The organism is Ramlibacter humi, assembly GCF_004681975.1.
GTDB classification, from domain to species: domain Bacteria; phylum Pseudomonadota; class Gammaproteobacteria; order Burkholderiales; family Burkholderiaceae_C; genus Ramlibacter; species Ramlibacter humi.
The window spans coordinates 284,952-307,880 of sequence record NZ_SMLK01000002.1 but is presented as its reverse complement, the minus strand read 5'-3'; the positions used below and the strand labels follow the sequence as shown (position 1 = coordinate 307,880).

Annotated in this window: 25 protein-coding genes and 1 tRNA gene; 13 read left to right on the top strand and 13 right to left on the bottom strand. The window is 68.8% G+C overall.

Features of this window, described 5'->3' with window-relative positions; all coding sequences use genetic code 11:
• The 3 genes from EZ216_RS08880 to EZ216_RS08870 all read left to right on the top strand — a co-directional run bounded on the left by EZ216_RS08880 (window position 1) and on the right by EZ216_RS08870 (window position 1,949).
• Window positions 1–831 carry an urease accessory protein UreD gene (locus tag EZ216_RS08880; RefSeq protein ID WP_135249384.1) on the top strand — a complete coding sequence of 277 codons (831 nt, stop codon included), beginning with the start codon at window positions 1–3 and terminating at the stop codon, window positions 829–831.
• 139 nt (window positions 832–970) lie between these two features.
• Window positions 971–1,498 carry a hypothetical protein gene (locus EZ216_RS08875; RefSeq protein WP_135249383.1) on the top strand — a complete coding sequence of 176 codons (528 nt, stop codon included), beginning with the start codon at window positions 971–973 and terminating at the stop codon, window positions 1,496–1,498.
• A gap of 175 nt (window positions 1,499–1,673) precedes the next feature.
• On the top strand, window positions 1,674–1,949 hold the full coding sequence (locus EZ216_RS08870; protein ID WP_135249382.1) for a hypothetical protein: 276 nt from the start codon (window positions 1,674–1,676) through the stop codon (window positions 1,947–1,949).
• Between the two features lie 233 nt (window positions 1,950–2,182).
• Here the strand turns inward: EZ216_RS08870 and urtE are convergent, their stop codons facing one another.
• The 5 genes from urtE to urtA form a co-directional block, all read right to left on the bottom strand.
• Window positions 2,183–2,875: an urea ABC transporter ATP-binding subunit UrtE gene (urtE, locus tag EZ216_RS08865; protein ID WP_135249381.1), complete on the bottom strand. Its 693-nt coding sequence runs from the start codon at window positions 2,873–2,875 to the stop codon at window positions 2,183–2,185.
• A 142-nt stretch (window positions 2,876–3,017) separates the two neighbouring features.
• Window positions 3,018–3,899 carry an urea ABC transporter ATP-binding protein UrtD gene (urtD, locus tag EZ216_RS08860; RefSeq protein WP_135249380.1) on the bottom strand — a complete coding sequence of 294 codons (882 nt, stop codon included), beginning with the start codon at window positions 3,897–3,899 and terminating at the stop codon, window positions 3,018–3,020.
• Window positions 3,896–5,116, bottom strand: coding sequence for an urea ABC transporter permease subunit UrtC (urtC, locus tag EZ216_RS08855; RefSeq protein ID WP_135249379.1), 1,221 nt, complete (start codon window positions 5,114–5,116; stop codon window positions 3,896–3,898). The genes urtD and urtC overlap by 4 nt, the downstream gene beginning before the upstream one ends.
• A gap of 8 nt (window positions 5,117–5,124) precedes the next feature.
• A complete protein-coding gene (gene urtB, locus EZ216_RS08850; protein WP_135249378.1) occupies window positions 5,125–6,693 on the bottom strand; it encodes an urea ABC transporter permease subunit UrtB in 1,569 nt (522 codons plus the stop codon).
• Between the two features lie 174 nt (window positions 6,694–6,867).
• The gene (gene urtA, locus EZ216_RS08845; protein ID WP_135249377.1) at window positions 6,868–8,148 is read right to left on the bottom strand and encodes an urea ABC transporter substrate-binding protein; all 1,281 of its coding nucleotides are present in this window, start codon (window positions 8,146–8,148) and stop codon (window positions 6,868–6,870) included.
• 219 nt (window positions 8,149–8,367) lie between these two features.
• Here urtA and EZ216_RS08840 point away from each other — a divergent pair, with 219 nt between their 5' ends.
• Window positions 8,368–8,991 (top strand): hemerythrin domain-containing protein, encoded by a 624-nt coding sequence (locus EZ216_RS08840; protein WP_239024319.1) that lies wholly within the window; start codon window positions 8,368–8,370, stop codon window positions 8,989–8,991.
• Window positions 8,992–9,100: 109 nt separating this feature from the next.
• On the opposite strand, the gene EZ216_RS08835 is transcribed toward EZ216_RS08840, so the two are convergent.
• Complete coding sequence (locus EZ216_RS08835; protein WP_135249376.1) at window positions 9,101–10,072, bottom strand: response regulator transcription factor; 972 nt, start codon at window positions 10,070–10,072, stop codon at window positions 9,101–9,103.
• The gene (locus EZ216_RS08830; protein WP_135249375.1) at window positions 10,069–13,512 is read right to left on the bottom strand and encodes a hybrid sensor histidine kinase/response regulator; all 3,444 of its coding nucleotides are present in this window, start codon (window positions 13,510–13,512) and stop codon (window positions 10,069–10,071) included. The genes EZ216_RS08835 and EZ216_RS08830 overlap by 4 nt, the downstream gene beginning before the upstream one ends.
• A gap of 43 nt (window positions 13,513–13,555) precedes the next feature.
• Here EZ216_RS08830 and EZ216_RS08825 point away from each other — a divergent pair, with 43 nt between their 5' ends.
• The 8 genes from EZ216_RS08825 to EZ216_RS08795 all read left to right on the top strand — a co-directional run bounded on the left by EZ216_RS08825 (window position 13,556) and on the right by EZ216_RS08795 (window position 18,644).
• Entirely contained in the window at window positions 13,556–13,858 is a 303-nt protein-coding gene (locus EZ216_RS08825) for an urease subunit gamma (protein WP_135249374.1), read from the top strand.
• A 24-nt stretch (window positions 13,859–13,882) separates the two neighbouring features.
• On the top strand, window positions 13,883–14,050 hold the full coding sequence (locus EZ216_RS21310) for a hypothetical protein (protein WP_167772861.1): 168 nt from the start codon (window positions 13,883–13,885) through the stop codon (window positions 14,048–14,050).
• 7 nt (window positions 14,051–14,057) lie between these two features.
• Complete coding sequence (locus tag EZ216_RS08820) at window positions 14,058–14,363, top strand: urease subunit beta (protein ID WP_135249782.1); 306 nt, start codon at window positions 14,058–14,060, stop codon at window positions 14,361–14,363.
• A gap of 1 nt (window position 14,364) precedes the next feature.
• On the top strand, window positions 14,365–16,143 hold the full coding sequence (gene ureC, locus EZ216_RS08815; protein WP_135249373.1) for an urease subunit alpha: 1,779 nt from the start codon (window positions 14,365–14,367) through the stop codon (window positions 16,141–16,143).
• Window positions 16,143–16,703 carry an urease accessory protein UreE gene (gene ureE, locus EZ216_RS08810; protein WP_135249372.1) on the top strand — a complete coding sequence of 187 codons (561 nt, stop codon included), beginning with the start codon at window positions 16,143–16,145 and terminating at the stop codon, window positions 16,701–16,703. Before ureC ends, ureE begins: the two co-directional genes overlap by 1 nt.
• Window positions 16,681–17,355 (top strand): urease accessory protein UreF, encoded by a 675-nt coding sequence (locus EZ216_RS08805; RefSeq protein WP_135249371.1) that lies wholly within the window; start codon window positions 16,681–16,683, stop codon window positions 17,353–17,355. Before ureE ends, EZ216_RS08805 begins: the two co-directional genes overlap by 23 nt.
• Entirely contained in the window at window positions 17,352–18,002 is a 651-nt protein-coding gene (gene ureG / locus EZ216_RS08800; protein ID WP_135249370.1) for an urease accessory protein UreG, read from the top strand. The genes EZ216_RS08805 and ureG overlap by 4 nt, the downstream gene beginning before the upstream one ends.
• 240 nt (window positions 18,003–18,242) lie before the next feature.
• The gene (locus EZ216_RS08795) at window positions 18,243–18,644 is read left to right on the top strand and encodes a GreA/GreB family elongation factor (protein WP_135249369.1); all 402 of its coding nucleotides are present in this window, start codon (window positions 18,243–18,245) and stop codon (window positions 18,642–18,644) included.
• 117 nt (window positions 18,645–18,761) lie between these two features.
• On the opposite strand, the gene EZ216_RS08790 is transcribed toward EZ216_RS08795, so the two are convergent.
• From EZ216_RS08790 to EZ216_RS08780, 3 genes are all read right to left on the bottom strand, one after another.
• The gene (locus tag EZ216_RS08790) at window positions 18,762–19,340 is read right to left on the bottom strand and encodes a hypothetical protein (protein WP_135249368.1); all 579 of its coding nucleotides are present in this window, start codon (window positions 19,338–19,340) and stop codon (window positions 18,762–18,764) included.
• Window positions 19,341–19,357: 17 nt separating this feature from the next.
• Window positions 19,358–19,447: transfer RNA gene (locus EZ216_RS08785), tRNA-Ser, on the bottom strand.
• 26 nt (window positions 19,448–19,473) lie between these two features.
• Window positions 19,474–19,878: a hypothetical protein gene (locus EZ216_RS08780; RefSeq protein ID WP_135249367.1), complete on the bottom strand. Its 405-nt coding sequence runs from the start codon at window positions 19,876–19,878 to the stop codon at window positions 19,474–19,476.
• Between the two features lie 141 nt (window positions 19,879–20,019).
• On the opposite strand from EZ216_RS08780, the gene EZ216_RS08775 reads away from it, so the two are divergent.
• Window positions 20,020–20,373: a hypothetical protein gene (locus EZ216_RS08775; RefSeq protein ID WP_135249366.1), complete on the top strand. Its 354-nt coding sequence runs from the start codon at window positions 20,020–20,022 to the stop codon at window positions 20,371–20,373.
• On the opposite strand, the gene hemW is transcribed toward EZ216_RS08775, so the two are convergent.
• From hemW to rph, 3 genes are all read right to left on the bottom strand, one after another.
• Window positions 20,339–21,559: a radical SAM family heme chaperone HemW gene (gene hemW / locus EZ216_RS08770; RefSeq protein WP_439126723.1), complete on the bottom strand. Its 1,221-nt coding sequence runs from the start codon at window positions 21,557–21,559 to the stop codon at window positions 20,339–20,341. The two genes, EZ216_RS08775 and hemW, sit on opposite strands and share 35 nt — an antisense overlap.
• Window positions 21,556–22,101: a non-canonical purine NTP pyrophosphatase gene (locus EZ216_RS08765; RefSeq protein WP_239024338.1), complete on the bottom strand. Its 546-nt coding sequence runs from the start codon at window positions 22,099–22,101 to the stop codon at window positions 21,556–21,558. The genes hemW and EZ216_RS08765 overlap by 4 nt, the downstream gene beginning before the upstream one ends.
• A gap of 71 nt (window positions 22,102–22,172) precedes the next feature.
• Window positions 22,173–22,904: a ribonuclease PH gene (gene rph / locus EZ216_RS08760; protein WP_135249363.1), complete on the bottom strand. Its 732-nt coding sequence runs from the start codon at window positions 22,902–22,904 to the stop codon at window positions 22,173–22,175.
• Window positions 22,905–22,929: the final 25 nt, after the last annotated feature.

The following is a 22,929-nucleotide window of genomic DNA, read 5'->3' as shown; positions in this document are numbered from 1 at the left end:
ATGGCATGGCAAGCGCGGCTGCGGCTGGACGTGCGCCGCGAAGGCGCGCGCAGCGTCGCGCGCTTCGAGCACGAAGGCCCGCTGCGCATCCTGCAGACGCTCTACCCCGAGGGCGACACGATCTGCCACAACGTGCTGGTGCATCCGCCCAGCGGGCTGGTGGCCGGCGACGAACTGGACGTGCAGGTGAACGTGGGCGCCGGTGCGCACGGGTTGCTCACCACGCCGGGCGCATCTCGCTTCTACCGCTCCGAAGGGCCTGCGGCCACGCAGCGCACGCGCATCGAACTGGCGGAAGGCGCGCGATTCGAATGGCTGCCGCTGGAAGCCATCTGCTACAGCGGCGCGAACGCGCGCAACGGGCTTCACCTCCAACTCACGGCCGGCGCGGAGTGCCTGGGATGGGACGTCGCGGCGCTCGGCCTGCCCGCGGCGGGCCAGCCTTTCGCGAGCGGCAGCCTGCTGCAGCAGCTTTCGCTGAACGACCGCTGGCTGGACCGCGGCCTGATCGAGGCCGCGAACCGGCGCCTGATGGACGGCCCGCTCGGCCTTGCCGGCCACCGCTGCCTGGCGACGCTGTTCTTCGCCGCCGGCTCGGCATTGACGCGCGACAGGCGTGAGCAGGCCTTGTCCATCGCACGAGAGATCATCGAAGCCCATCCGCTCGCGGCACAGTCAGGCGCCACCTGCCCCTGCGATGAGATGGTGGTGGTGCGCGTGCTGGCGCCCCTCGTCGAGCCTGCAATGGGCCTGCTGCAAGCCATCCGTGCCGCCTGGCGGCCGCTGCTGTGGCGCTTGGCCCCCACGCGGCCCCGGCTGTGGTCCATGTAAGCCCGCAGGCACCTGCTTGCCAGCGCGCTCCTACGGCCTGCGCGGCAGCGTTCTGCCGCGCATCGGGTGCTTCCTCCGGCAGGCCCCGGGCGAGCCGGAACCTAGAGTGACGGCATTGCAGAAACGCAAGGAGATCCGCATGAAAGCCAAACTGTCCCCGCGCCAAAGCCGGAGCCTGGTGTCTTTCGCTGCCGCGTCCCTGCTGGCCGTGACCGCCGCCACTGCCCAGGTGGCCACCGGCTCGCCGGGCTCCACCGGCATCGATGCCACCGGCAACTACCAGTCCGAAGTCCAGGCCTGCCGCAGCGGCCAGACCCAGGAGAGCATCGACACCTGCCTGCGCGAGGCGCGCAACGCCCGCGCCGACAAGCAGCGCGGCACCCTCGACAAGGACGGCACGCAGTACCAGGCCAACGCCCGCGCCCGCTGCCAGCCGCTGTCGGGCGAGGACAAGGCCGCGTGCGAGGCCCGCGTGATGGGCTACGGCACCGTGAGCGGCAGCGTCGCTTCGGGCGGTGTGCTGCGCGAGGTCGAGACGGTGGTCATGCCGCCCGGCCAGAGCGAAGTCACGATCGAGCCCAAGACGTCCGACCCGGTGCTGCTGGTGCCGTCGCCGTCGCAACCCTCGCAGCTGCAGCCCATGCAGCCGATGCGGCCGGCGCAATAGCGCAACGGCTCCAGGCGGGAACGAAAGTTCATCCGCGCTCGCCTCGATCCGCGCAACGGCGCGAGTCGAGGCGACGTCCTACAGCGGCCCCTCCTCCCTTCGCTAGCCTTGGAGCGTTTGCGCGCGGCACTTCTGCCGCGTGCGCGGCCCCCAGAGGCCTGCACGGAGATTTCGCATGAAGGACCAGGCGCCCGTACCGGAACCGGGCAACAAGGAAGAGCCGAAGGCGCGGCACGGCTACCGCAACGAAGTGAACTGGGAAGGCGGCTCCGGCCGGCAGGCCGAGCCGCCGATGGGCCACGCCCGCGTCACGGGCCGGCAGCCCTATTCCAACCAGGGCTCGAAGGAAACGCCCGGCACCGCCTCGGCCGGCGAAGTGCCCGAAGGCAACCGCGGCGAGCAGTCCGGCAACTCGCTGGAACAGCTGGAAAAAGCGAAGACCCGGCCCTGAGCCGGGACCGGGTCTTCGCTTCATCCGCGGCGAACCGCGGCCTGCGCGTCAGATCACGTGAAAGAGCAGCAGCAGAACGATGACCGTCAGCGGGACGCCCAGAAGCCAGAGGATGACAGGCATTTGAATCTCCTTGGAGAGTTGTTCGATGCCCCCAAGGTAACGCGCTGCCGCGGGCAGCACGGTCGGGCGGGCGCGTAAGACGAGGTCAGCGGCGGACGACGCGGCTGTCGTCAGATGGCGACCAGCTGCCGGACGCCGTCGGCTTCCATGGCCTTGCCTTCACCGCGCGCGATGACTTCGCCGCGCTCCATCACCACGTAGCGGTCGGCCAGTTCGCGCGCGAAGTCGTAGTACTGCTCCACCAGCACGATGGCCATGTCGCCGCGGTCGGCCAGCATGCGAATGACCCGCCCGATGTCCTTGATGATGCTGGGCTGAATGCCTTCGGTGGGCTCGTCCAGCACCAGCAGCTTCGGGCCGGCCGCCAGCGCGCGCGCGATGGCCAGTTGTTGCTGCTGGCCGCCGGAAAGGTCGCCGCCGCGGCGGTTCAGCATCTGCTTGAGCACCGGGAACAGCTCGAACAGCTCCGGTGGAATGGCCGTGCCGGCGGACCGGTAGGCCAGGCCCATGCGCAGGTTCTCTTCCACCGTCAGCCGCGCGAAGATTTCGCGCCCCTGCGGCACGAAGCCGATGCCGGCGCGCGCGCGCTGGTACGGCGTCCACGACTGGATCGGCTGGCCGGCCAGTTCGATGCTGCCGGACTTGACGGGCACCAGCCCCATCAGCGACTTCAGCAGCGTGGTCTTGCCCACGCCGTTGCGGCCCAGGACCACAGTGACCTGTCCGGCCGTAGCTTCGAGGCTGACGTCCCGCAGGATGTGCGAGCCGCCGTAGTACTGGTTGATGTTCTTGACGGTCAGCATTTGGAAGCGGGAGCGGACTCCCTTACGCAGAGATCGCAGAGGTTTCGCAGAGGACGCGGAGACAAAAGAAGAAAGGGAATCATCGGATTTCCTCTGCGATCTCTGCGAAACCTCCGCGTCCTCTGCGTAAGGGAGTCCGCATTCATCGCCCCAGATACACCTCGATCACCCGCTCGTCGTTCTGCACGGCGTCCAGCGGCCCTTCGGCGAGCACGGAGCCTTCGTGCAGCACGGTGACCTTGGTGCCGTCTGAGATGGTCTTGATGAAGCCCATGTCGTGTTCCACCACCATCAGCGAGTGCTGGTCCTTCAGCGACAGGAACAGTTCGGCGGTGCGTTCGGTTTCGTCGTCGGTCATGCCGGCCACCGGTTCGTCCAGCAGCAGCAGCTTGGGGTCCTGCATCAGCAGCATGCCGATCTCCAGCCACTGCTTCTGGCCGTGGCTCAGCGTGCCGGCCAGGCGGTTGACGGCGGCTTGCAGGTGGATGGTGCGCAGCACGTGCGCCAGCCGGTCGGATTGCGCGGAGTCCAGCTTGTGGAACACCGACGCGCCCACGCCCTTGTCGGTCTTGAGCGCCAGCTCCAGGTTCTCGAACACGGTGAGCTGCTCGAACACCGTGGGCTTCTGGAACTTGCGCCCGATGCCCAGCTGCGCGATCTGCGCCTCCTTGTAGCGCAGCAGGTCGATGGTGCTGCCGAAGAACACGGTGCCGCTGTCGGGCCGCGTCTTGCCGGTGATGATGTCCATCATCGTCGTCTTGCCGGCGCCGTTGGGGCCGATGACGCAGCGCAGCTCGCCCGGTGCGATGTCCAGCGACAGCCGGTTGATCGCTCTGAAGCCGTCGAAGCTGACGCTGACGTCTTCCAGGTACAGGATGCGGCCGTGGCTGGTGTCCACGTCGCCCGCGTGCACCGGGCGGGCGAAACCGGCGGCGCGCCCGCCGGATTCGGTCTTGCCGGAGGCCGCTGCCGCCTTAGCGGTCTCAGCGCGCCGCGCCCCCGCCTCCATCAGGTCGGGCGTCATCGCGCGGCCCTCCGTTGCCACACCCTCTTCGCCAGCCCGGCGATGCCGTCGGGCAGGAACAGCGTCACCACGATGAACAGCGCGCCCAGGAAGTACAGCCAGACCTCCGGCGCGCTCACCGTCAGCCAGCTCTTGGCGCCGTTGACGAGGAAGGCGCCGGCGATGGGACCGACCAGCGTGCCGCGGCCGCCCACCGCCGCCCACACCGCGATCTCGATGGAATTGGCCGGGCTCATCTCGCCCGGGTTGATGATGCCCACCTGCGGCACGTACAGCGCGCCCGCCACGCCGCACATCACGGCCGACAGCGTCCAGATCGCGAGCTTGAAGCCCACGGGGTTGTAGCCGGAAAACATCACGCGCGATTCCGCGTCGCGGATGGCCTGCAGCACGCGGCCGAACTTGGCGCTCACCAGCCAGCGCGCCAGCAGGAAGAACGCCAGCAGCGTGCAGCCCGTGATGACGAACAGCGTCATGCGCATGCCCGGCGTCTGCAGCGGGATGCCCAGGATGCGCTTGAAGTCGGTGAAGCCGTTGTTGCCGCCGAAACCGGTCTCGTTGCGGAAGAACAGCAGCATCGCCGCGTAGGTCAGGGCCTGGGTGATGATGGAGAAGTACACGCCCTTGATGCGCGAGCGAAAAGCGAAGTAGCCAAAAACGAAAGCGACCACGCCCGGCACCGCGACGATGAACAGACAGGTGGCGACGAAACTGTCCGAGAAGGTCCAGTGCCAGGGCAGCGTCTTCCAGTCCAGGAACACCATGAAGTCCGGCAGGTCGCTCTTGTAGTTGCCGTCGCGGCCGATCTGGCGCATGAGGTACATGCCCATCGCGTAGCCGCCCAGCGCGAAGAACAGCCCGTGGCCCAGCGACAGGATGCCGGTGTAGCCCCAGATCAGGTCCATCGCCAGCGCGCAGATGGCGTAGCACATGATGCGCGCCGTCAGCGCGACGGCGTAGTCGCCTATGTGCAGCGCGCTGCCTTCGGGGACGACGAGGTTGAGCAGCGGCGCGACGGCGCAGACGAGGGCCAGGGCGACGAGGAAGGCGGTCCAGCCTTTCAGCGTGAGCAGCGGCTTGGAAGCCGGGAGCTGAACTCCCTCTCCCGCTTGCGGGAGAGGGTTGGGGTGAGGGCTCTGCGCGCCCGCCCCACCCTCACCCCCCGCCTTCTCCCGCTCGCGGGAGAGGGCGCCATCCGCGGCAGTGCCACTTTCCATCACCGCGCTCATGCCTCCGCACTCCTTCCCTTGACCGCGAACAGCCCTTGCGGCCTTTTCTGGATGAACACCACGATCAGCACCAGCACGGCGATCTTGGCCAGCACGGCGCCGGCCCAGCCTTCGATGAACTTGTTGAGAATGCCCAGCCCCAGTGCCGCGTAGACGGTGCCGGCCAGCTGGCCCACGCCGCCCAGCACCACCACCATGAACGCGTCGACGATGTAGGCCTGTCCCAGGTCGGGCCCGACGTTGCCGATCTGGCTGAGCGCGCAACCGGCCAGCCCCGCGATGCCGGAACCGAGTGCGAACGCATACGTGTCCACGCGCGCCGTGTTCACGCCCATGCAGGAAGCGATGGGCCGGTTCTGCGTGACGCCGCGCACGAACAGGCCCAGTCGGGTCTTCGCGATCAGGAAGGCCATGCCGCCCAGCACCGCGAACGCGAAGCCGACGATGACGATGCGGTTCCAGGGCAGTTGCAGGTTGTCCAGCACGGCCACGCCGCCGCTCATCCAGCTGGGGTTCTCCACGCCGACGTTCTGCGCGCCGAAGATCGTGCGCACCAGTTGCATCAGTGCCAGCGAAATGCCCCAGGTGGCCAGCAGCGTCTCCAGCGGACGGCCGTAGAGGAAGCGGATGATGCCGCGCTCCAGCACCGCGCCCACGAAAGCCGAAGCCGCGAAAGCCACCGGCACCGCCGCCACCAGGTACCAGTCGAACGCGCCGGGCAGGTACTTGCGGAAGACGCCCTGCACGACGTACGTGGCGTAGGCGCCGATCATCATCAGCTCGCCGTGCGCCATGTTGATCACACCCATCAGCCCGTAGGTGATGGCCAGGCCCAGCGCCACGAGCAGCAGGATGGACCCCAGGCTCACGCCGGAGAAGATGGCGCCGAGGCGATCGCCCCAGGCCAGGCGCGATTCCACCTGCCGCAGCGACAGCTGCAGCGCGGCCTTCACGTCGGCTTCCGGCTCGCTGCCCAGGCGGTCGATCAGCAGCGTCTTGGTGGCGGCGTTGCGGCTGCCGGCCAGCAGCTGCGCCGCTTCCAGCCGCCGGGCCTTGTCGCTGCTGCCCAGCAGCGCCGCGGCGCGCACCAGGCCCAGCTGCTCCTTGATGCCGGCGTTCTGCTCCCCGGCGAAAGCCTTCTCGATCATCGGCAGCCTGGACTCATCGGGCTCTTTCTGCAGCGCCGCCACGGCTTCGCGGCGCAATTTCGCGTCGGTGGAGAACAGCTTCAGTGAGGCGAGCGCGCTGTCGATCTCGCCGCGCATGCGGTTGTTGGTGACCACGTCTTCTGCATCAGTAGGCAGTTCGGCGGCCTGGCCGGTGACGGGGTCGATGCCCTTGCCGTCCTGGACGATGAACACCTTGCCGCCGCCGGCCTTCACCGCGTCGTCGCCAAGCGCCTGGAGAAACGCGGCGGTCTTGTCGTCGGCGGTGGTCACCGCCTTGTTCAGCGCCTCGATGCGGGCATCGGTCTCGCCGAGGGCGATGGCCTTGGCTTCATCGGCGGTCAAGGCATGCGCGTGGACGCAGGCCGCCGCGGCCAGGAGGAATAGAAGTCTCTTCATGCAGGAACCTGTGGGATGAGCGGCACGCCGCTCATTGCGCAGACACCTCTGGTGTCGTCACCGAGCGTCATCCCCGCGGAGGCGGGGATCCATGGCGTCCGCCTTCGCGGACTGTTGAACACGGAAGCCATGGATTCCCGCCTTCGCGGGAATGACGCCAGGAACGGGGCGGCGTCAGACCTTCGACTTGCCGTCCGGCTCGTCCTTCTTCTTGTCGTTGCCTTCGATGTAGGGCGACCACGGCTTGGCCTTCACCGGGCCCGGCGTCTTCCACACCACGTTGAACTGGCCATCCGCCTTCACTTCGCCGATGAACACGGGCTTGTGCAGGTGGTGGTTCTTCTCGTCCATCTTGGCCGTGAAGCCGGACGGCGCCTTGAAGGTCTGGCCGCCCATCGCGGCGATGACCTTGTCCACGTCGGTGGACTTGGCCTTCTCGACCGCCTGCTTCCACATGTGGATGCCGATGTAGGTGGCTTCCATCGGGTCGTTGGTCAGCGGCTTGTCCTTGTGGCCGGCGATGTTCCTGGCCTTGGCGTACGCGGCCCACTTCTTGGTGAACTCGTCGTTGGCCGGGTTCTTCAGCGACATGAAGTAGTTCCAGGCGGCCAGGTGGCCCACCAGCGGCTTGGTATCGACGCCGCGCAGCTCCTCTTCACCGACGGAGAAGGCGACCACCGGCACGTCCTTGGCCTTCAGGCCGGCGTTGCCCAGTTCCTTGTAGAACGGCACGTTGGAGTCGCCGTTGATGGTGGAGATGACCGCGGTCTTGCCGCCGGCCGAGAACTTCTTGATGTCGGCGACGATGGTCTGGTAGTCGCTGTGGCCGAAGGGGGTGTACTTCTCGTCGATGTCGCTGTCCTTCACGCCCTTGGATTTCAGGAAGGCGCGCAGGATCTTGTTGGTGGTGCGGGGGTACACGTAGTCGGTGCCCAGCAGCACGAAGCGCTTGGCGCCGCCGCCTTCCTTGGACATCAGGTATTCGACGGCGGGGATGGCCTGCTGGTTGGGCGCGGCGCCCGTGTAGAACACGTTCTTGGACAGCTCCTCGCCTTCGTACTGCACCGGGTAGAACAGCAGGCCGTTGAGTTCCTCCACCACCGGCAGCACCGACTTGCGCGACACGCTGGTCCAGCAGCCGAAGATGACCGCGACCTTGTCCTGGGTCAGCAGCTGCTTGGTCTTCTCGGCGAACAGCGGCCAGTTGGACGCCGGGTCCACCACCACGGGCTCCAGCTTCTTGCCCATCACGCCGCCCTTGGCGTTGATCTCCTCGATGGCCATCAGGACGGTGTCCTTCAGCACGGTCTCGGAAATGGCCATCGTGCCCGACAGGCTGTGCAGTACGCCCACCTTGATGGTGTCGCCGGACTGCGCCAGCACGGGGAATGAAGAGGCCGCGCCGGCCAGGGCCACGGCGGCGGTCAGCGCCTTGAGGGTGAATCGTCTTTGCATTGCTGCGCTCCGAAAAGGATTGGGAAGAACCACGAAGGAAACGGTTGCCGCCGGGGCCGCTGCGCGGTGGATTCCGATGGACGAGTTCATTCTGGGCAGCGGCCGAGGCAGCGTGAATACGCCGCATGGCGTACGGCCGGGGCGGGAAACCGCCCTGTTCCTACAGCGCGCGCGGGGCGTGCCGGCCAAGATCGGCACAGCCCAACGAAGGAAGGACCCATGGAACGCAGCAGCATGTTCAGCCGGATGTCGCCCAGCATCACCAACATGATCCGCATGGACCACACGCACGTGGTCGCGGCCTTCCACCAGTACCAGGTGGACACGCCGCCGCGCGTGAAGAAGGGCCTGGCCGACAACATCTGCCTGGCGCTGGAAGTGCACGCGCAGCTGGAAGAGGAAATCTTCTACCCCGCGCTGCGCGAGGTGTCGCCCGACGAGTTCACCGAGAAGGCGCAGCCCGAGCACGACCGCATGCGCGAGCTCATCGCGCAGCTGCGCGCGCTGCAGTCCACCGACCCGGCTTTCGACAACACGCTGTTCGAGCTGATGCAGGCCGTGCTGCACCACGTGGCCGACGAAGAGACGCAGCTGCTGCCGAAGGCGGAGCGGCTGCTCTCCGGCCAGCTGTCGGAAATGGGCGCGCACATGACCAGGCGCCGCATGCAGCTGGTGGGCCCGCGCACGGGCGAACTGGCCGGCGGCATGGCGCGCGCGATGAGCACGGGCACGGTGCTGGCGGCGGCGGGTGCGCTGGCGGCGGCGGGTGGGTTGTTGCTGGCGAGCAGGTCGCATCCGAATGCACGCGGGCGGTGGGTGAACCCAGCGAAGTGGGGGCACTGATTCCGTCATCCCCGCGGAGGCGGGAATCCATGGCTTCCGCTTTCGCGTCGCCTGTGCGTCGCACTGCATCCCCGCCTGCGCGGGGATGACGCTGCCGGTCGCCGCGGGACTATTCCCCAAAGCTCGGATGCAACTGCCGGATCCGGTTCATCGCCATGCCGGCGGCCGCCGTCCTCGTCTCCACCCCCAGCTTCGCCAGGATGCGCTCCAAGTGCTTCTTCACCGTCGCCGGGCTCGCCCCCAGGATGTCCGCGATGTCGCGGTTGATCTTCCCCTTCACCACCCAGTAGAGCACCTCGGCTTCGCGCGCGGTGAGCTTGAAAGCCAGGCTCATCGATTCGATCACCGCGGCGTCCGACACCTCGCGCATCACGATCAGCCAGTCGCCGCCCTCCTCGTCCTGCCCGATCTGCTGGTGCAGCCGGAACGACAGGCGGCGCGCACCAAGTTCCGCGGTCAGGCGCGGCGGCTCCACGCGCTGCATCGCGTCGGCCTGGTGGCGCCGCAGCCACTCCACGATGGACGCAGGCGCCATCGAGCCCACGGTGCCGTAGTACGCCGCCAGCAGCTCCCTCGCCAGCGGCGTCTGCCACAGCAGGCGCCCGTCGCCCACCCGCACCGCGATGCTGGCGTAGCCGAAAGCGTCCAGCGCATTGCGGGTCTGCCGCGCCTGCCGCGCGCCCTGCATGTGCACGTTCATGCGCGCCAGCACTTCCTTGGGCTTGATGGGCTTGGTGACGTAGTCCACGCCGCCCGCGTCCAGCGCGGCCACCAGATGCTCGGTCTCGGTGAGGCCGGTCATGAAGATGATCGGGATGTGTGCCGTGCGCGGCGCGGCTTTCAGCCGTCGCGCGACTTCGAAGCCGTCCATGCCGGGCATCATCGCGTCGAGCAGCACGATGTCGGGCAGCGCCTGCTCGGCGCGCGCGATCGCGGCGGCGCCGCTGGTGGCCACCAGCACCGTGTAGCCCGACTCGTCCAGCGCGTCGTGCAGCACGGCCAGGTTGTCCGGGACGTCGTCCACGACCAGCACCACGTCGCTGTTGGCGCGGTCGAGCGCGGGATGCAGCGCCGCGGTCATGGCAGCGCCTCCCCGCCCGCCGCGGCGAGCTGGCGGCCCAGTGCCTCGAACTGGAAGGCCTGCGCCAGCTGGCGCGCAGCCTGGCAGAAAGCGGCGGCCTGCGGCTGCGCCGCCTCGATCTCGTCCAGCTTGTTCAGCACGCCGCGCGGGTAGCCCAGCTGCACCAGCTGCGCCAGCGCGGCGAGCGAAGCGTCGTCCGGTCGGGAGAGCGGAGCAGCGGCGGGTGCCGGCGCTGGTGCCGGCATGGGCTGATCCCCGAAAGTCCACGTGAGTCCCAATGCCCGCTGCAGCCAATCCAGCAGCTCCGCATGCCGCACCGGCTTGACGATGAAGTCTTCCGGCCGCACGCCGACGCCGTTGTCCAGGCCCTTGTCGAAGGCGTTGGCGGACACGATGGCCGCGCGCGCACGGAACCCCGGCAGGCGCTGTGCGCGGCGCAGCGTTTCCCAGCCGTCGATGCCGGGCATGGCCAGGTCCACCAGCATCGCGTCGGGGTCGCAGCCGGCGGCCAGCAGGTCGAGCGCGTCGTGGCCGCTGGCGGCGGTGCGCAGCTCGAAGCCCAGCGGCTGCAACAGCTGCACCAGCAGTTCGCGGTCGGGCTCTTCGTTGTCCACCACCAGCAGGCGGCGGCGCGCGCCTGCGTAGCCGCGCGGGCGCAGCGGTTGCGCCGCGGCGCGCGGCGCGTGCACCTGCGGCAGGAACAGGCGCACGCGGAAAGCAGAGCCCGCGCCCGGTTCGCTCCGCACGGACAGCTCACCGCCCATCAGGTTGGTGAGCATCTTGGCGATGGTCAGGCCCAGGCCGGCGCCGGGCGCGGCTTGCGTGGCGCCTTCGCCGCGCGCGAACGGCTCGAACACCTGCGCGATCTCCTGCGGCGACATGCCGGGCCCGGTGTCCGCCACTTCCAGGTGCGCCATCTCGCGCGCGTAGCGCACCCGCAGCGTCACGCGGCCTTCCGCGGTGAACTTCACGGCGTTGCCCAGCAGGTTGATCAGGATCTGCCGCACGCGCTTTTCGTCCGCGCGCACGGTGTCGGGGATGATGCCTTCCACGTCGAAGCGGAAGCCCAGGCCCTTGCCCGCGGCCTGCAGCTCGAACAGGCCGGCCATCTCGTGCACGCAGTCGGCGAACTGCATGGGTTTCAGGTTGAGCGTGAGCTTGCCCGCCTCGATGCGCGCGATGTCCAGCGTGCCTTCGATCAGCGACAGCAGGTGCTCGCCGCCGCGCCGGATGACGTTGACGGCCTGCTTGCGGTGCGGCGGCAGCGTGGCGTCTTCGCCCATCAGTTGCGCGTAGCCCAGGATGGAGTTCAGCGGCGTGCGCAGCTCGTGGCTGATGGCGCTGATGTAGCGGCTCTTGGCCTGGTTGGCCTGTTCGGCGGACCGCTTGGCTTCCTGCAGCGCCTGGTCGGTCTGCCGGTGCGACTCGATCTCGTGCATCAGCAGGTGGGTCTGGCGGTTGGATTCTTCCTGCGCCACCTGCCGGCTCTTGTGCGCCAGCACCAGCCACCAGCAGACGATGCCGGCCACCACCAGCAGCGCGAAGTAGGCCTTCAGGAAACCCGCGCGCAACGCGTCCCGCGCGATGCGTGCGGGCGCATCCGCCATCGCATCCAGCGCGCGCAGTTCCTGGTGGTACAGCAGTGCGAACACCGCGGCGAGCAGCGGCACCACCACCGACATCAGCAGCAGGAAGTGGCCGAGGCCCGTGTCCAGGTAAGGCCAGATGCGTTGGGGCAGCACGGCGCGCAGCGCGGATGACCACTGCGTGGCCAGGCGCGCCTGCGGCTTGCACGCATCGCCGCAGCGCGCGTCCAGCGTGCAGCACAGCGAACAGATGTGGCCTTGGTACGCGGGGCAGTGCGCCATGTCGGGCGCTTCGTACTCCTGCTCGCACACCACGCAGCGGCGCAGCGCGCCGGACGCTTCCGGCCCCGGCTCCTGCGGCCGCGCGAGGTAGTAGCGGCCTTTGGTGAGCCACGCGATGGCCGGCGTGGCGATGAACGCGACACCCATCGCCACCAGCGCGGAAAACGCCTGCGCCGTCGCGCCGAAAGCGCCCAGGTAAGCGGCGATGGATAGCACGGATGCCAGCGCCATCGAACCCACGCCCACCGGGTTCACGTCGTACAGGTAGGCGCGCTTGAACTCGATGCCCCTGGGCGACAGGCCCAGGGGCTTGTTCACCACCAGGTCGGCCACCACCGCCATGATCCAGGCGATGGCGATGTTGGAGTACAGCCCCAGCACGTCGCCCAGCGCCTGGAACACGTTCATCTCCATCAGCATGAAGGCGATGAGCGTGTTGAACACCACCCACACCACGCGGCCCGGGTGGCTGTGGGTGACGCGCGAGAAGAAGTTGGACCACGCCAGCGAACCCGCGTACGCGTTGGTGACGTTGATCTTCAGCTGCGAGATGACGACGAACACCGCGGTGGCCGCCACCGCCCAGCCGAACTTCGGGAACACGTACTCGTAGGCCGCCAGGTACATCTGGTTCGGGTCCACCGCGCGGTCGGCCGGCACCATGTGGCTGATGGCCAGCCAAGCGAGCAGCGCGCCGCCCAGCATCTTCACCACGCCCAGCCCCACCCACCCCGGACCGCCGGCCAGCACGCCCACCCACCACACCGCGCGGCGGCCAGGTTGCGGCGGCGGCATGAAGCGCAGGTAGTCGGCCTGCTCGCCCATCTGCGTGATGAGCGCCACGCCCACGGTCAACGCCGCACCGAAACCGTGCAGGTCGAACCCTGCGGTGCCGCTCTTTTCACCCGCGTAGTGCACGACACCGGAGAACGCACCAGGATCGCGCGCGAGCACGTAAACGAAGGGCACGACCAGCATCACCAGCCACACCGGTTGCGTCCACGCCTGCAGCCGGCTGATGGCGGACACGCCGTGCGTGACCAGCGGAATGACCACCAGCGCGCAGATCAGGTAACCCCAGGTGGGCGGGATGTTCAGCGCCAGTTCCAGCGCGTACGCCATCACCGCCGCTTCCAGCGCGAAGAAGATGAAGGTGAACGACGCGTAGATCAGCGAGGTGATGGTGGAGCCGATGTAGCCGAAGCCGGCGCCGCGCGTGAGCAGGTCCATGTCCACGCCGTGGCGCGCCGCGTAGATGCTGACGGGCAGGCCGGCCAGGAAGATGACCAGGCCGGTGGCGACGATGGCCCAGAACGCGTTGAGGAAGCCGTACTGCACCAGCAGCGTGGCCCCCACCGCTTCCAGGATCAGGAACGAGGCCGCGCCGAAAGCGGTGTTGGCGACGCGGAAAGGCGACCACTTGCGAAAGCGCTGCGGCGTGTAGCGCAGCGCGTAGTCTTCCATGGTTTCGCGCGCGACCCAGGCGTTGTAGTCGCGGCGCACCTTCACCACCCGCTGGGGCGGATCGGCCGGCAGGATGGGGATGACCTCGCTCACACCGGACCAGTGCATCTTCCGTGCCGGGCACGGCCCTTGCACTAACATGGTCCGCACCATGGAACTGACACCCCGCGAGAAGGACAAGCTGCTGGTCTTCACCGCTGCCCTGCTGGCCGAGCGCCGCAAGGCCCGCGGGCTGAAGCTCAACTACCCCGAGGCGGTGGCGCTGATCACCGCGGCCGTGATGGAAGGCGCGCGCGACGGCAGGACCGTGGCGCAGCTGATGTCCGAAGGCCGCGCGGTGCTCACGCGCGAAGACGTGATGGAAGGCGTGCCCGAGATGCTGCCCGACATCCAGGTGGAAGCCACCTTTCCCGACGGCACCAAGCTCGTGACCGTGCACCAGCCCATCGTCTGAACGACCACCACCAAGGAGACCGACATGCGCAAAGTCATCGCCGCGGCCGCCACGCTGGCCGCCCTGCCCGCCCTGGCCCACGAAGGGCACGGCCTGATGGGTCCGCACTGGCACGCCACCGACACCTTCGGCCTGCTGCTGGTCGGGGGCCTGGCCGCGCTGGTGGTGTGGTTCTCGCGCGGAGGCGAGTGAGATGGCGCTGGTGCCCGGCGAACTGATCACCGGCGAGGGCGATCATGTCCTCAACCCGGGCCGGCGCACGCTCACGGTGGTGGTGAAGAACACCGCCGACCGGCCGATCCAGGTGGGATCGCACTACCACTTCGCGGAAACCAACGGCGCGCTCGACTTCGACCGCGCGGCCGCGCACGGCATGCGGCTGAACATCGCTTCGGGCACCGCGGTGCGTTTCGAGCCGGGGCAGCAGCGCACGGTGGAACTGGTGGATTTCGCCGGCGAGCGGGCCGTGTACGGCTTCCGCGCGCAGGTTCAAGGAAAGCTCTGACATGGCAACCATCGGCCGCCGGGCCTACGCGGAGATGTTCGGCCCCACCACGGGCGACCGGGTGCGCCTGGCCGACACCGACCTGGTGATCGAGGTCGAGGACGACCACACGCTGCGCGCCGGCGGCTACGGCGAGGAAGTGAAGTTCGGCGGCGGCAAGACCATCCGCGACGGCATGGCGCAGTCGCAGCGCACCAATGCGCAAGGCGCCGTCGACTGCGTGCTGACCAACGCGCTGATCGTCGACCACTGGGGCATCGTCAAGGCCGACATCGGCCTGAAGGACGGCCGCATCGCCGCCATCGGCAAGGCCGGCAACCCCGACACGCAACCGGGCGTGGACATCGTCATCGGCCCGGGCACCGAAGTGATCAGCTGCGAAGGCGCCATCGTCACCGCGGGCGGCATCGACAGCCACATCCACTTCATCTGCCCGCAGCAGATCGAGGAAGCGCTGGCCTCGGGCATCACCACCATGCTGGGCGGCGGCACCGGGCCGGCCACCGGCACCTTCGCCACCACCTGCACGCCGGGGCCCTGGAACATCCAGCGCATGCTGCAGGCGGCCGACGCCTTCCCGATGAACCTGGGCTTCCTGGGCAAAGGCAACGCCAGCCAGCACGCGCCGCTGCGCGAGCAGATCGACGCCGGCGTCATCGGCCTGAAGCTGCACGAAGACTGGGGCACCACGCCCAGCGCCATCGACACCTGCCTGGACGTGGCGGACGAGACCGACACGCAAGTGGCCATCCACAGCGACACGCTCAACGAGTCGGGCTTCGTGGAGAACACCATCGCGGCGACCAGGGGCCGCAGCCTGTGCGCCTTCCACACCGAAGGCGCGGGCGGCGGCCACGCGCCGGACATCCTGCGCGTGGTGGGCGAGGCCAACTTCCTGCCGTCGTCGACCAACCCGACGATGCCGTACACGGTGAACACGCTGGACGAACACGTGGACATGCTGATGGTTTGCCACCATCTCGACCCGGCCATCGCCGAAGACCTGGCTTTCGCCGAGAGCCGCATCCGCAAGGAAACCATCGCGGCCGAGGACATCCTGCACGACCTGGGCGCCATCAGCATGATGTCCAGCGACTCGCAGGCGATGGGACGCGTGGGCGAGGTGATCCTGCGCACGTGGCAGACGGCGCACAAGATGAAGGTGCAGCGGGGGTGGCTGGCTCCCGGCCCTCACCCCCAACCCCTCTCCCAGAGGGAGAGGGGAGCGCACGGTCCTGCTGCGCAGGAAAGCAGCAGGAATGACAACTATCGGGCGAAGCGCTACATCGCCAAGTACACGATCAACCCCGCCATCGCGCACGGCATCAGCCACGAGGTGGGCAGCATCGAACCGGGCAAGTGGGCCGACCTGGTGATCTGGAAGCCGCAGTTCTTCGGCATCAAGCCCTTCCTCATCCTCAAGGGCGGCAGCATCGCGATGGCGGCGATGGGCGACCCCAACGCTTCCATCCCCACGCCTCAGCCGGTGCACTACCGGCCGATGTTCGGTTCGTTCGGTGGCGCCATCGCCAAAGGCTCGCTCACGTTCGTCAGCAGGGCCGCGCGGCAGAACGACGTGGGCCGCAAGTACGGCTTGGCCAAGCAGCTGTCGGCCGTGCAGTCGATTCGCCAGGTGCGCAAGCACCACCTCGTGCACAACGACCACGTGCCGAAGATGGAGATCGACCCGCAGACCTATGCGGTGCGCGCCGATGGCCAGCTGCTGACCTGCGAGCCGGCGCGCGTGCTGCCGATGGCGCAGCGATACTTCCTCTTCTGATGATCACCGTATCCAAATGCCTGCCCGCCGGGCAGGGACTGGCACCCGCGCTGGTGCGCCGCGCCGCCACCGTCGAGCTCGATTGGGACGTGCGCCAGAAGAGCCGCTTCGAGGCCACCGATTCGCAGGGCCGGCAGCTCGGCGTGTTCCTGCCGCGCGGCACGGCCGTGCGCGGCGGCGACGTGCTGGTGGCCGAAGATGGATCGCTCGTCCGCGTGGTGGCCGCGCCGCAACCGGTGCTGAAGGTCACGCACTGCGGCGAACACGGCACGCCGTTCGACCTGCTGCGCGCGGCGTATCACCTGGGCAACCGCCATGTGGCGCTGGAGCTCAAGCCGGACCACCTGAAGCTGGAGCCGGACCACGTGCTGGCGGACATGCTGCGCAACATGCACCTGATCGTGAACGAGGTGAGCGAACCGTTCGAGCCGGAAGGTGGCGCGTACGGTTCGCAGGGCGCTTCGCACGGGCATGCGCATGGCCACGACCACTCGCACGACCACTCGCACGACCACTCGCACGATCACGATCACGGCCATGACCACGGCCACTCGCACTGACGCGGCGCTGCTGCGGCTGATCTGGCTGGCTTCGCCCGCGCTGCCGGTCGGCGGGTTCTCGTACTCCGAAGGACTGGAAGCGGCGGTGGATGCGGGCCTGGTGCGCGACGAAGCCACGGCGGGCGACTGGCTCGTCGAGCAGCTGCACCTGGCGCAAGCCGAAGCCGATCTCTCCATCGTGCCCGCCGCCGTGCAGGCCTGGCGCACCGACGACCTGGCGCGCGTGCGCGAACTCGACGCCTGGGTGCGCCGCACGCGCGAGACGGCGGAACTGCGGCTGCAGTCGGAGCAGATGGGCCGCTCGATGGGCGAGTGGGAGCGCTCGCTGGCGCCCGCGCCGGACGAGCGCGCAGCCTGGACCTACCCCGTGGCTTTCGCGCACGCCGCCGCACCGACGGAAGCCGCGCCGCGCGATGTCGCGATGGCGTACGCGTTCGGCTGGGCCGAGAACATGATGCAGGCCGCGATCAAGGCCGTGCCGCTCGGGCAGGGCGCGGGCCAGCGCATCCTGCTTCGATTGGCGAACGACATCCCCGCCGCCGCCGACCACGCATGCGCTCTCGATGACGGGCAGCGGCAAGCCTTCACCCCGATGCTGGCCATCCTCTCGGCCCGCCACGAAACCCAGTACTCGCGCCTGTTCCGATCATGACCGCCACCGCCCTGCACCACGTCCCGAATCGCACCAAGAAACTGCCGCCCCTGCGCGTGGGCATCGGCGGGCCCGTCGGCTCGGGCAAGACCACCCTGCTGGAGATGCTGTGCAAGGCCATGCGCGAGCGCTGGGACCTGGTGGCCATCACCAACGACATCTACACCAAGGAAGACCAGCGGCTGCTCACCGTCAGCGGCGCGCTGCCGGCCGAGCGCATCCTGGGCGTGGAAACCGGCGGCTGCCCGCACACCGCCATCCGCGAAGACGCGTCGATCAACCTGGAAGCGATCGACCGCATGCTGGGGCAGTTCCCGGAAGCGGACATCGTGTTCGTGGAAAGCGGCGGCGACAACCTGGCCGCCACCTTCAGCCCGGAGCTGAGCGACCTGACGATCTACGTCATCGACGTCGCGGCCGGCGAGAAGATTCCACGCAAGGGCGGCCCCGGCATCACCAAGAGCGACCTGTTCGTGATCAACAAGACCGACCTGGCGCCGCACGTGGGCGCCGACCTGGCGGTGATGGAAGCGGACACCAGGCGCATGCGCAAGGACAAACCCTACGTCATGACCAACCTGAAGACGAACAGCGGGCTGCAGGACGTGGTGCGCTTCATCGAGCGCAAGGGGCTGCTCGCCGCCTGACGCTGCCGCCGCGGGGACGCGCAATGCCCCTGTGATCCTTGCCAGAATGCAACGCGCCGGTCGCAGCGGCCGCATACTGGCGGCCATGCCGTCGCCATTCACCCCTTGCCGCTTCGTGTCCGCGCCTTCGCGCGGCTGGCGGCGTGCAGCCGCACTTTTCCCGGCCCGGCGGCCACTTGCTTTTCATTGACGCGCCATCCTGATCCGCCGGGCCCATCCGGCGCATCACTGGAGCGCAACATGCAAGCAACCCCGCAGGTCTTCGACCGGCAACTCACAGAACTGGACTTCGTCCGCCTGCGCAAGCTGGTGGACGGCCGCGACCCCGGCCTCTTCGCCGACGTGCTGGATCTCGCCGAAATCGTCCCCAGCCCGCGCATCGACCCCGACGTGGTCACGATGTACAGCCAGTTCGAGTTCGAGGAAGACGGCACGCGAAAGCGCCGGGTCCTGGCGGTCTGCTACCCGCAGGACGCGGAGCCGTCCACCGGATTCATTTCGGTGCTGTCGCCCTTGGGCAGCAGCCTCATCGGCCGCCGCGCCGGCGCGCAGGTGCAATGGGACACGCCGGCCGGCCCGCGTCGCGGGTTCATCGCCGCCGTGCTGTTCCAGCCCGAGGCGAGCGGCGATTACGTGACCTGAGCTGCGCGGGATTTCGCTGCGGACGCGCAGCAAGCCACCAAAGGTCGCGGTCGGGCACCGAGCGGGATGGCGGAGACTGCGAGCAAGGGCCTGCTGCAAGCCGCGTAGCGCGCGGCTTCAGCCGTTGCCGCACAGCACGTCGGCGTAGCCCGGCTTGGCGTTGGCGGGCCGGTCCGCCGGCCGCAGCAGCACCTTGTGCCGGTGACCCGCGGCCGAGAACAGGCCGATCCAGCGGCCCGCATAAGGTCCGCTCGTGAATTCCAGCCGCTTGCCCGCCGCGTCGTACTTCCATTGGCCAGAGGCGAGATCGGGCTTGTGCTGCTGGTACTTGCCCGGCTGCAGCTCCAGCCGCCAGGCCTGCGAGCCCGCGGAACCGCCGCCGAGCACGCACGCGTAGTCGCCTGCGCGTGGGGCCGCATCGGGCCCCGCGGTTGCAGGCGCCGCAGCGGTGGTTGTGCCGCCACCACCGGCGCGCGCCGCGACGTTGCGCGCCAGCGCCCACTGGTCGTTGCTGAACTTGTCGAAGTGGATGAGGTACTGGCCGGCGTGGTCACCGCTGCCGGCCTGGACGACGGTGCCGTCGTAGTAGTCGGCCGAGACCCAGACCTTCACCTTGTCGCCGGGCTTGAAGCCGCCCTGGGCGGAAGCCGCCACGCACACCATCGCGAACACCCGGCCCGCCCATTTCGATGCCATTGCGCGCCCCTCCAGGTTGGCGGAGACTGTGAGATTCGAACTCACGGGCGCCGCGAGGCGCCGGCGGTTTTCAAGACCGCTGGGTTAAACCACTCCCCCAAGTCTCCGGGTGCGGAATTCTAGGACGGCGGGCTCAGTTGTGGCCGCGCGAAGGCACGCAGGTGAAGCTGCCGTCGGGACGGTCGCGGATCTCGTCCTTGCCGAACGCGATGCCGCCTTCGCAGGCCGCGTAGCGGTACTCGCCGATGGCGCGCGCGTAAGACTTCTCGCCGGGCTTCACGTTGGTCGAGTGGGTGTAGTAGCTGTTGCCCTGGGGGCCGTCGCCGCAGCGCTTCTTCGAATACTTCATGTCGCCGCACCACACCACGAAGACCTGCACGTTGCAGCGGTTGGTGAAGGCGACGTCGCCGCCTTCGCGCCGCGCATCGACGCACTGCATGGCGCTGCGGCCGGTGTTGTTGGCCGCTTGCGCCGGGGCGGCGAAAGCGGCGAAGCCGGCGGCCAGGAGCACTGCCAGGGTTTTCGGGATGAGCGGCATGGGAAAGACCTGTGGATGAGTTCATGCGCATCTTAGCCTCCACACGCCAGGGCGCGATGAGGGCCGGCGCGGCGGCCTGAGACCGCGTCCTGGCTACGGATGAGCTGGTGCGCCAGTGGCGCTGGGTGCAGAATCCGCGCCGTGACCTACCTGCAGCTGCTGCGCCAATCGCTCGACCAGGGCCTGCCTGTCGGCAAGGCGCTGGAGTTCCTGCGCGGCAGCGGCGCCTCGCCGGCGGAAGCCGCGCAGGCCGTGCAGCTGGCCATCGGCGTCGATGCGGCACGGGCGCGCGAAATCGTCGCCGAATCGCGCGCCTGGAAAGGCCCGCGCTCCGGCGTACTGCCCGCGCCCGCGCATCGCGAGTGGTACGGCGCGATCGGCCAGCACGGCCGGTCGGGCCACGGTGCTTCCAGCGTGCTGCCGCACCTGGTGCGCCAGGCGCAGGCGCAAGGTGCTGCCGTCACGCCGCGAGAAACAGTTCCTGCAAGTCGCTGAGGAAATCGAAGCCGCGATCGGTGGGCCGCAACCAGCCGTCCTCGCGCGCGAGCAGGCCTTTGCGCTCGCCTTCGGCCACTTGCGGCTCGATGGCGGACAGCGGCAGGCCGGTGCGCTCGAAGAAGTTGGCGAGCGGGAAGCCGCCGCGCAGGCGCAGCGCGTTCAGCATGAACTCGAATGGCAGCTGCTTGCGCCCGACTTCCTCTTCCTGCGCGATGGCGCGGCCGGCGAGCGCGTTGTCCATGTACAGCTTCGGGTCGCGATACCGGACCTGCCGCACCACGCGGTGCGGGAAGCTCAGCTTGCCGTGCGCGCCCGCGCCCAGCCCGAGGTAGTCGCCGAACTCCCAGTAGTTCAGGTTGTGCCGGCAAGCGTGGCCGGGCTTGGCGTACGCCGAGACTTCGTAGCGGTCCAGGCCGGACGCCGACGTCATTTCGGTGATCCGGTCGAGCATCGCGTAAGCCATGTCTTCGTCGGGCACCACCGGCGGGTACTTGGCGAAGACGGTGTTCGGCTCCAGCGTGAGGTGATAGACCGACAGGTGCGGCGGCAGCAGCGCCAGCGTCTGCGTCAGGTCGCGCTCCAGGCCGGCGAGGTCCTGCCCGGGCAGCGCGTACATCAGGTCGAGGTTGAACGTCTCGAAGGCCAGCGCGGCTTCTTCGGCGGCGGCGATGGCCTGCGCGCGATCGTGCACGCGGCCCAGCGCCTTCAGGTGGGTGTCGTCGAAACTTTGTACGCCGATCGAAAGGCGCGTGACGCCGGCATCGCGGTACGAGCGGAAGCGTTCCTTCTCGAAGGTGCCGGGGTTGGCTTCCAGCGTGACCTCGCAGCCGGGCTCCAGCTTCAGCCGCGCGCGCAGGCCTGCTACCAGCGAGTCGATCGCGGCGGGCGAGAACAGGCTGGGCGTGCCGCCGCCGATGAACACCGTGTGCACCGTGCGGCCCCAGACCAGGGGCAGCGCGGCGTCCAGGTCGGCGAACACGGCATCCAGGTAGCGCTGCTCCGGCACATCGCCTTTGGCTTCGTGCGAGTTGAAATCGCAGTAGGGGCACTTGCGCAGGCACCACGGCAGGTGCACGTACACCGACAGCGGCGGCAGCGCGGGCAGCTGGATGAGCCCGGGGCGCAGGTAGTGCGAGACGTCCCGGGGCGCCGGGGCGGGCTCGCCCACGGGGATGATCTTCACAGCCAGCGCTCCCGCATCAGCTGCACCATCTGCCGCGCGGCCTGGCCGCGGTGGCTGTTGGCGTTCTTCACCTCGGGCGGCAGCTGCGCGAAGGTGGCGCCGAACGAAGGGATGTACATCACCGGGTCGAAGCCGAAGCCGTGCTCGCCGGCCGGCTCACGGGCGATCTCGCCGACGGCGCGGCCCACCGCGATCAAGGGCTCCGGGTCTTCGGGCGAGCGGACCGCGACCAGCGTGCTCACCAGCGCGGCGCGGCGATGGTCGACGTCGCGCATCTGCTCCAGCAGCGCGCGCACGTTGTGGTCGTCGCCCTTCTCGTAGCCGAACTGGGTGGCGTAGTACGCGGTGTCCACACCGGGCAGGCCGCCGAACGCATCGACGCACAAGCCCGCGTCGTCGGCCAGCGCGGGCAGCTTGCTGTGCGCGGCCGCGTGCCGCGCCTTGGCCAGCGCGTTCTCGACGAAGGTGCGGAAAGGCTCTGCGGCTTCAGGGATGCCCAGGTCGGCCTGGCGCACCAGCTCCATGCCCAGCGGCACGAGCATGGCCTGCAGCTCCGCGAGCTTGCCGCGGTTGTTGGACGCCAGGACGATGCGCGAGACCACCGCGCCGCTCCTCAAAGGGCCAGCTTCAGCGCCGCCGCCTGGTGCGCCACCAGTTCGGCGATGCCTTTCTCGGCCAGCCGCAGCAGCTGGTCCATCTCGGCGCGGGTGAAGGCCACGCCTTCGGCCGTGCCCTGCACTTCCACGTAGTGGCCGGCGCCGGTCATCACCACGTTCATGTCAGTGTCGCAGGCCACGTCTTCCACGTATTCCAGGTCCAGCAGCGGCGTGCCTTCCACGATGCCGACGGAGATGGCGGCCACGGGGCCGGTGATGGGCGACGCGGCGAGCTTGCCGGTGGCCATGAGCTTGGTCACCGCGTCCTGCGCGGCGACGAAGGCGCCGGTGATGGCGGCGGTGCGCGTGCCGCCGTCGGCCTGCAGCACGTCGCAGTCGAGGTGGATGGTGCGCTCGCCCAGCGCCTTCAGGTCGAACACCGCGCGCAGCGAGCGGCCGATGAGGCGCTGGATTTCCTGCGTGCGGCCGCTCTGCTTGCCGCGCGCGGCCTCGCGGTCGCCGCGCGTGTGCGTGGCGCGCGGCAGCATGCCGTACTCGGCCGTCACCCAGCCTTCGCCGCTGCCGCGCTTGTGCGGCGGCACCTTGTCTTCCACCGACGCGGTGCACAGCACGCGCGTCTGGCCGAACTCGATGAGCACCGAGCCTTCGGCGTGGATGGTGAAGCCGCGCGTGATGCGCACGGAGCGAAGCTGGTCGGCGGCGCGGCCGTTGGGTCTCTGGAAACTCATGGCAAATGACAAATGACGAATGACG